Here is a 7,936-nt window from a genome sequence, read left to right on the forward strand (position 1 = left end):
CACAACTTGTAGCTTTCGCCACGAAATCTGCAGGATATCGCCCGCGCGATCGAAATTTCATAGCCAGAAACTTTACAGCCAGCAGATTTGTGCGCGCCGTCTCGTACCGGGAAACCTCAGTCGTTCCATTCACCGCGTGGCGGGACTGGGGGGTTGCGGCGTAAACTCAGAGCCAGCTCGTCTTCGCGGCGCTCGCCTCTGAGCCACTGCTTGATTGCTGTTTCAATGACTTTGCTGGGGTCATTCGTCAAGTGCTTAATTTGGTCTAGGAGTTCAGAATCTATATGGATAGATAGTTCCACTTTTTCTGACGAACTGTGGGGGGGTATACTTGACTGGCTCATAGTTAAAAAATCCTAGTTTTAATTCTTAAGTTTCAATTCTTTTGATGACAACCGACTGGACTAGATATTTGCAGTCCCTGATTTGCACCCAACCTTTCCTCAACCGCTTAACCGCTTTCTGTACAATGAGACAGAGAAAAGTTTTTTCCTTTTGGGTGTCCGGGCTCGGTCGGACACTTGAAAGGCTAATAACTGATACTCTTGAGGTTTGCCTCAGTTGTGGTTTCATCTCAATGCCCAGTAAGAGGTTGAAGTAAGCACTCGACTCTTGCTTGTGTAATCATACAACAAAAAGTATCCTTTGCCGATTAGCTCTTCGATAAAAAACATGACTAACGTCCCTGTATCTCGCATTCGCAATTTTTCGATTATTGCTCACATCGACCACGGAAAATCCACCTTGGCCGATCGCCTGTTGCAGGCGACTGGGACTGTGCAAGCACGGGAGATGAAGGAGCAGTTTTTAGACAATATGGAGCTCGAACGCGAACGCGGCATTACGATCAAGCTGCAAGCGGCTCGGATGAATTACACTGCCAAGGACGGTCAGGAGTACGTGCTCAACCTGATCGACACTCCCGGACACGTGGACTTCTCTTACGAGGTGTCGCGATCGCTCGCTGCTTGCGAAGGGGCGCTGCTGGTGGTAGACGCATCTCAAGGCGTGGAAGCACAAACCCTAGCAAATGTCTACCTTGCCTTGGGAAACAATCTGGAAATTATTCCAGTTTTAAATAAAATTGACCTGCCGGGGGCAGAACCGGAACGGGTAAAAGGGGAAATTGAAGAAATTATCGGTCTGGACTGTAGCGGGGCGATTGAGGCTTCGGCTAAGGAAGGAATTGGTATAGATGAGATTTTGGAGTCGATCGTCGAATTGGTGCCGCCGCCGCAAGATACTGTTGACAAACCGCTGCGGGCGCTAATTTTTGATAGTTATTACGACGCTTATCGCGGGGTAATTGTGTATTTCCGGGTGATGGACGGAAGTGTCAAAAAGGGCGATCGAGTTTTGTTGATGGTTTCGGGTAAGGAATATGTCATCGATGAATTGGGCATCCTTTCACCGACTCAAGTTCAAGTAGACGAACTGCACGCGGGCGAAGTTGGTTATCTGGGCGCGGCAATTAAAGCAGTAGCTGATGCTCGCGTCGGCGATACGATTACTTTGGTCAAAAAGCCTGCACCGGAGCCTTGGCCGGGTTATACAGAGGCAAAGCCGATGGTTTTTTGCGGCTTGTTCCCGATCGATGCAGACCAATTTCCCGATTTGCGGGAAGCTTTAGAAAAACTTGAACTCAACGATGCGGCGCTTTCTTACGAACCGGAAACTTCCAGTGCGATGGGATTTGGTTTCCGCTGCGGTTTCTTGGGTTTGCTGCACATGGAAATTGTGCAAGAAAGACTGGAGAGAGAATACAATTTGGATTTGATTGTTACGGCTCCTTCTGTGGTTTATCAAATCACAACAATTAAAGGAGAAGTGTTAACAATTGACAATCCTAGCCACTTGCCAGATCCTCAGTATCGCGAGAAAATTGAGGAACCTTATGTGCGGGTAGAAATGCTGTCGCCGGAAACTTATGTGGGCGCGCTGATGGAACTGTCTCAAAGTCGGCGGGGCATTTTTATGGATATGAAGTATCTGAGTCAAGGCCGAACTACGCTGGTTTACGAGTTGCCTTTGGCGGAGGTGGTGACGGACTTTTTTGACCAGATGAAATCGCGATCGCGCGGTTATGCGAGTATGGAATATCACCTCATCGGTTATCGCGAAAATCCGTTGGTGAAAATGGACATTTTAATTAATGGCGATCCGGTTGATGCTTTGGCGATGATCGTACACCGGGATAAGGCTTATAATGTGGGCCGCGGCTTGACTGAAAAACTGAAGGAGTTGATTCCTCGCCATCAATTTAAGGTGCCGATTCAAGCGACAATTGGCGCGAAGGTGATTGCTTCGGAGCACATTCCGGCTTTGCGGAAGGATGTGTTAGCGAAGTGTTACGGCGGTGATATTTCGCGGAAGAAAAAGTTGCTGCAAAAGCAGGCGAAGGGTAAGAAGCGGATGAAGTCTGTGGGTACTGTGGATGTGCCGCAGGAGGCTTTTATGGCTGTGCTGAAGCTCGATCGAGATTCGTAATCTGTGTCGCCTTTTGTCAGGAACAGGCAAGATGCCTGTTCCACAAAGAGTCTGTTTTTTGTAGTTGTTGGCACTCATCTAGAACAGGCAAGATGCCTGTTCCACAAAGAGTCAGTTTGATTGTGGGATGGGCATCTTGCCCGTCCCTGTGGGGGCCCAGAAACTCTTTGTCGGAGTGCGTCCAGGAGTGTTTAAATCCAGATAAATACAAATAGTTAGGGAAGTTAGATTAAGAGCTATTCCCTACGGGATAACTACGCTTCACGCACTTTTGGGGATTAAGGGCGATCGCACTTAATTAACAAATAGCCGAAGCAGGCGCAATTTCGCGGAGTGGCATCAGGAATTCTTGCTTTTCTTCGCGGGTGATATAGCCGCCATTTAGAGCCATTTCCATGAGTTGTTCGACAAATCCCTTTAACTCTGTTATAACTTGAGTTTTATTCAGTTCAAAGTGTTGATTTCTGGATTTTAGGGTAAACTGGTTTGGAGATAAATATCCAAATTCTTTGAAATTACAGCTAATTTTATCGTTGGTTAATGGCTGCAATTCAAGAGTAAGGCACACACTTTCAACAAATTCTATTTTGATGGGTTTCCCTTGGGATAATTCACTAATTTTTTTGGGGAGTTCATCTTCTAGGAGCATACAGATATCGGGGTCTAAAAAAACTTTTAGTTTTTCTTCACCAATTTCTATTGATACTGGGCGATCGCATTCAAAGCAAAATAGTTTCAGACCTAATTCAAAATGCGAAAGTTCTCCTAATGAGTCATCGGGTGCGTCAGCATATTGTTCGCAATTAGGTTTTTCTAACTGGATTGTAAAATTGATATAGTTATTCATTTTCATCGCTCCTATCTAATGAGGACAACGTAGCATCATTGAGAACAGGATAAGCAGATTTGAATGTTCCATCTGGTTTCCTTTTAATAAAAGCATGGGTAACATTTTCAATTATTTTCCCATTGGGATAGTGAACTTTCCCAATAGAACGCTTAAAATTTATAATGTAACAACCGGGATATTTCGGTGTCACTTGTTCAGCTTTTACCCAGTCTCGATCGTTTAGCCACTGGCCTTGAGGCTGATTTTTGGATGCTGCCCTGCCTCTAAAATTAAGGGATTTCAGTTTTGGGCCATGATGGCGATCGATATGATCGTAGGCTTTGATGGATTTTGGATTATGCCACTGAGGTTCTACTCCACTGCCTGTCCAGTCACAACCACTTCCTACTTCAATCGTTTGGTCTATTATATCCTTTCTTAAAAAGATGAGGTACCCGAGATTCCCTGAATAGCGGGACTTTCAAGCCTTATTACATACCTCATCTATCTGAGAAAGGCTATATATCCTGTTCTACAACTTCTGGAGTGTCTTCAGAAGTATCTGTGCCATTATTCAAAATAAGTGGTTTACTCCTGCATGGTATGCGATCGATGATTATACCATTAACTAATTTGAGGAGGGCGATCGCACTTTTGGACATTAAGGGCGATCGCTCTTTTTCTAAACTTGTCTGAAGACGAGATTAGAAAATAATGATATTAGCCGCCGTCAGAGGTTGAGTGTGAAGCACTTGGATCGTATTCCCAGGACTGAGAGTGATCCGAGAAAACAGCGCTCCAGTAAAAGTATTGGGGCCATTGAAGAAGTTTCCACTAGCAGCAAAAGCAGCCGCTCCGTCACTAAAACCAAGACTAGCAGCTAGCTGTATCTTGTCATCAGCCACAACAAAATCACTGATATTATCCTGACCATTAGCATCGCCAAATACAAAAGTATCCTGACCATCACCACCAGTAAGGTTGTCATTGCCAGCACTTCCAATCAAGCTATCATTGCCACTGCCGCCGATGAGGATATCATTACCATCACCACCGACGAGGATATCATTGCCACCGCCACCATTGCTCGTATCATTGCCAGCACCACCACTCAGGCTATCATTACCAGCCACACCGTTGATGATGTCGTTACCGCCGAAACCGTTGAGAGTATCAGGCAAATTTGTGCCAAGGACTTTATCATCGCCCTCCGTTGCAGCGGTTGGCGTTGAATCTTGAACAGTAAATCCGTCAAATGTGTAGCCAATATCCGCCAACAGTGACAAGTCAACTTTAGTGGGGATTGATAACCCTGCACCGCCACCGTCACCCAAAAGAGAGGGCAATCCACCACTGCTCACAATACTTCTTAAATGAGATAAGTCAGGAGCGGGTTGAAGAGGCATAGGATTCCCCCCATTAGCAGCCCTGGCGTTGGGGCCGTCAAAAGAGCTTCCATTTATTCGCGCACTGAAAGCTGGTGCTCCATTAGTAAACCCGAGTGCGTGTTGTAACTCGTGCGCGGCACTAATGAAAAGGCTGTTAACACCACCGAAAGCATTAGGAGTGCCAGGTTCGCTCGGAGTGTCAGTAAAGTCAAATGGCGTTGAATCGACCAAATAGGAGATATTAGTATCAAAAGCAATACTCGCTACAAAAGGTTCGTAATTTACTCCGTCGATTCGATCGCGGAAAGCTTTTGGATCGGAATACCCGTAAGTTATCCCCGCAGCATTGATAGGACCAGCGCCTACAAAGATCAGGAGATCGTCAATTTCCCGATCTAAAACCACAGTCTCTATCTCTTGTGTAGAAGGATTCTGCACTGAAAGTTTAGTGCCAAGGGGAATGTTTTCAAATTCATCTTGAATGACAGATTCCCAGTAGGTAGCTGCGGATTCCAAAACAGCTTGACGGTTGGGGTTATTCTTGAAAAACCCAGTCGTATCAAACCGATAGTCGAATTCAATGTTAAAAGTGCTCACAAAAGAAGGGGCACTGGCGCGACCTTCAACTTTACCTACAGTTTCGTAGTGTTCCAAAGCATTTTTTACGCTCCCAGTAGAAATTGCCTTGGTTGCATCGTAATTCATCATTAGATAGAATTTTTCATCAAACGCTGTCGGTTTTACACGTGCAGGCGTCGGAGTCGTCACAGGCGTCGGCATTGTGACTACAGGTGTCGGCATTGTGACTACAGGTGTCGGCGTCGTCACAGGCGTCGGCATTGTGACTACAGGTGTCGGCGTTGTGACAGGCGTCGGAGTCGTCACAGGCGTCGGAGTCGTCACAGGTGTAGGAGTCGTCACAGGTGTAGGAGTCGTCACAGGCGTCGGCGTTGTGACAGGTGTCGGCGTTGTGACAGGTGTCGGCGTTGTGACAGGTGTCGGCGTTGTGACAGGTGTCGTCACAGGTGTCGGAGTCGTCACAGGTGTCGGCGCAGGCGTCGGAGTCGTTGCACTTGGGGTGATTGAAGGCTTCGGCTCCGGTGTCGGCGTTGTGACAGGCGTCGGAGTCGTCACAGGTGTCGGCGCAGGCGTCGGAGTCGTCACAGGTGTCGGTGCAGCCGTCGGTGCAGCCGTCGGAGTCGTCACAGGCGTCGGAGTCGGCAAAGGCGCAGGCGTCAGACTCACAATCCCGCTAGAATCAGCAATAGTCAATCTGGCGTCACCCTCCAAAACGGCCAAATATTGCCTTGTTAAGTCATCCTGAATAATTGTGTAGCCAGCATTAACCCCTGTGCCCACATAAATCTTGAGGTCATCAAAGGCAAGATCGTTGCTTAACTTAATTACATCCTCACCCTCTGTATAATCAACAATCAAATCGGCATCCGAAAGCTCAGAACCCCCAGTATTTTTACCAATAAAAAAAGTGTCGTTACCATTCCCCCCAGTTAATGTATCTGCTCCTTTATCTCCATAGAGAATGTCATTCCCAAAGTTGCCAAATAAGCTGTCATTACCTTTACCACCGTAAACTGTATCGTTATCTATTCCGCCATTAACTGTATCCTCGCCTTCGTTGCCGTATATCAAGTTATCTCCAGCATTAGCAAATAGCCGATCGTCACCTTTGCCGCCGTAAACTGTATCATTACCTTTGCCATCGTAGACGGTATCATTACCTTCATTACCGTATAGCTTGTCATCTCCTTGCTGGCCGTAGATTAAGTCGTCTCTATCACGGCCAAACACTAAGTCAGAGCCTTGTTGTCCAAATATTAAATCTGCATCGGGGGTGCCATTGAGAGTATCGTCAGCCAGCGTTCCATTAATGTTCATGTTGCAATCTCAGTGTGAATACTAGATTTATCCCTATTCGAGCTACAAGTCTTTCTGCATCTCTGAAAAAATGACTTGCTAGCCTGTATTTTTAGATCCTGCGATCGCCCTAAAGTTATGCGAAGTCAGGGATTTGCTATCTAAACAAAACTCTTGCATAGCAAAGCTTTCGTCGCGATCGCACTCACAAAGAACTCAGTCTGCAGAAGGCGCATTGCAGCCTCCCATTTATTTATCAGGGGCAAATCCAGAAAATTATGCAAAATCCCAGAAAATAAATTAAAAAAATTACTGGCAGTGGCGGAAACTAGAGTCAAAGCGAGAAACTTACCAAAGTTCAGCCTTACTCCCCTGTCGGGTCGCTAACTGTAGTCAGTCACGGCTAGAAAGCTATCCCACAAAGGTTTTGACTTTTAAATTTCATTATTTGCGCTTTAGCATTCACTTATCATACGCTAGCGGAGTCTGGCAATAAACTAACACTCATCAGGAGTTATGTTAGAATTCCATCAGGAAATTTAGAGACACCCATCTATGGCATCCACAAACGATTGCTTCGTCGAGGCAGAAAGCCGCTGGGACTTAAAAACTCTGTACTCGGACTTGGCCGCCGTTAAGGGAAAGCCTCTCACCCCCGTAGAAAAGCTGCATCTGCGGGGGTTGCTTTGTGGCTTCAGTCCCGCTGAAATCGCCGAAAAGCTGAAAAAGAATCCCAAGGGTGTTGAAACTGACCTGTGTGCCACTATTTATAAATACGTTAAAGCCTTTGTGGGTAAAGGCATTGAAAAGATAGAAAATTGGAGAAATATTGCTGAATGGCTTGAGGATGCTGGATATAAAACTAAGCCACCTGCTAAATTCCCTATTCAAGACGGTGTATCGGAAAATAGTAAAGTTAATGTAACTAATATAAGTTTTGAGAACAATGAAATAAAAATTGGTGTATACATACAAATAACTGTACCGCTACCTTCAGAACTCTCAATACAAAATCTAGACATCAAGGATAACAACGGTAACTAAAATTTAGCCACTATTCAACATATTGGTAGGGTGAAGTGACTAAAATCAGGAAGCGCGATCGCACCTTTACCCGATCGCGCGGGGCGATCGCACACTGCATTTCTCACAAAAGGGCGATCGCACTTCTATTGTGCTAGGATTCGATCGGAGCATCAGTGACTAACAACAATAGCAAGAATTACCATTCAAATTCGCGATGAACTAGCGATCGCGATCGATAAATAGTAGTAGGTATTGCTAGTACAGCTCGGCGTAAATACACAGACTATTAGGCCGCCAAGACTTTACCCTTATATGTCCACTTAAAAGGCTT

The 7,936-nt window shown here is 45.8% G+C and carries 6 protein-coding genes; 3 read left to right on the forward strand and 3 right to left on the reverse strand.

Going from position 1 to position 7,936, the window contains the following annotated elements; all coding sequences use genetic code 11:
• Positions 1-116: 116 nt before the first annotated feature.
• A complete protein-coding gene (locus QUB37_RS25965; protein ID WP_333167632.1) occupies positions 117-344 on the reverse strand; it encodes a type II toxin-antitoxin system CcdA family antitoxin in 228 nt (75 codons plus the stop codon).
• A gap of 328 nt (positions 345-672) precedes the next feature.
• Here QUB37_RS25965 and lepA point away from each other — a divergent pair, with 328 nt between their 5' ends.
• Positions 673-2,487, forward strand: coding sequence for a translation elongation factor 4 (gene lepA / locus QUB37_RS25970; RefSeq protein ID WP_333167634.1), 1,815 nt, complete (start codon positions 673-675; stop codon positions 2,485-2,487).
• 298 nt (positions 2,488-2,785) lie between these two features.
• Here lepA and QUB37_RS25975 read toward each other — a convergent pair whose 3' ends face one another.
• The gene (locus QUB37_RS25975) at positions 2,786-3,334 is read right to left on the reverse strand and encodes a hypothetical protein (RefSeq protein ID WP_333167636.1); all 549 of its coding nucleotides are present in this window, start codon (positions 3,332-3,334) and stop codon (positions 2,786-2,788) included.
• 546 nt (positions 3,335-3,880) lie between these two features.
• On the opposite strand from QUB37_RS25975, the gene QUB37_RS25980 reads away from it, so the two are divergent.
• Positions 3,881-4,012, forward strand: a complete 132-nt coding sequence (locus QUB37_RS25980) for a hypothetical protein (protein WP_333167638.1) — start codon at positions 3,881-3,883, stop codon at positions 4,010-4,012.
• An 8-nt stretch (positions 4,013-4,020) separates the two neighbouring features.
• On the opposite strand, the gene QUB37_RS25985 is transcribed toward QUB37_RS25980, so the two are convergent.
• Positions 4,021-6,600: a calcium-binding protein gene (locus QUB37_RS25985; protein ID WP_333167640.1), complete on the reverse strand. Its 2,580-nt coding sequence runs from the start codon at positions 6,598-6,600 to the stop codon at positions 4,021-4,023.
• Positions 6,601-7,134: 534 nt separating this feature from the next.
• Here QUB37_RS25985 and QUB37_RS25990 point away from each other — a divergent pair.
• Complete coding sequence (locus QUB37_RS25990) at positions 7,135-7,623, forward strand: helix-turn-helix domain-containing protein (RefSeq protein WP_333167642.1); 489 nt, start codon at positions 7,135-7,137, stop codon at positions 7,621-7,623.
• The last annotated feature ends 313 nt before the right edge of the window (positions 7,624-7,936 follow it).

It is taken from the genome of Microcoleus sp. AT3-A2, from assembly GCF_036705685.1.
Taxonomy (GTDB): Bacteria; Cyanobacteriota; Cyanobacteriia; order Cyanobacteriales; family Microcoleaceae; genus Microcoleus.

Coding starts and splice junctions, on each gene's coding strand:
- QUB37_RS25965 (WP_333167632.1), bottom strand. CDS start 344: ATGAGCCAGTCAAGTATACCCCCCCACAGTTCGTCAGAAAAAGTGGAA.
- lepA (WP_333167634.1), top strand. CDS start 673: ATGACTAACGTCCCTGTATCTCGCATTCGCAATTTTTCGATTATTGCT.
- QUB37_RS25975 (WP_333167636.1), bottom strand. CDS start 3,334: ATGAATAACTATATCAATTTTACAATCCAGTTAGAAAAACCTAATTGC.
- QUB37_RS25985 (WP_333167640.1), bottom strand. CDS start 6,600: ATGAACATTAATGGAACGCTGGCTGACGATACTCTCAATGGCACCCCC.
- QUB37_RS25990 (WP_333167642.1), top strand. CDS start 7,135: ATGGCATCCACAAACGATTGCTTCGTCGAGGCAGAAAGCCGCTGGGAC.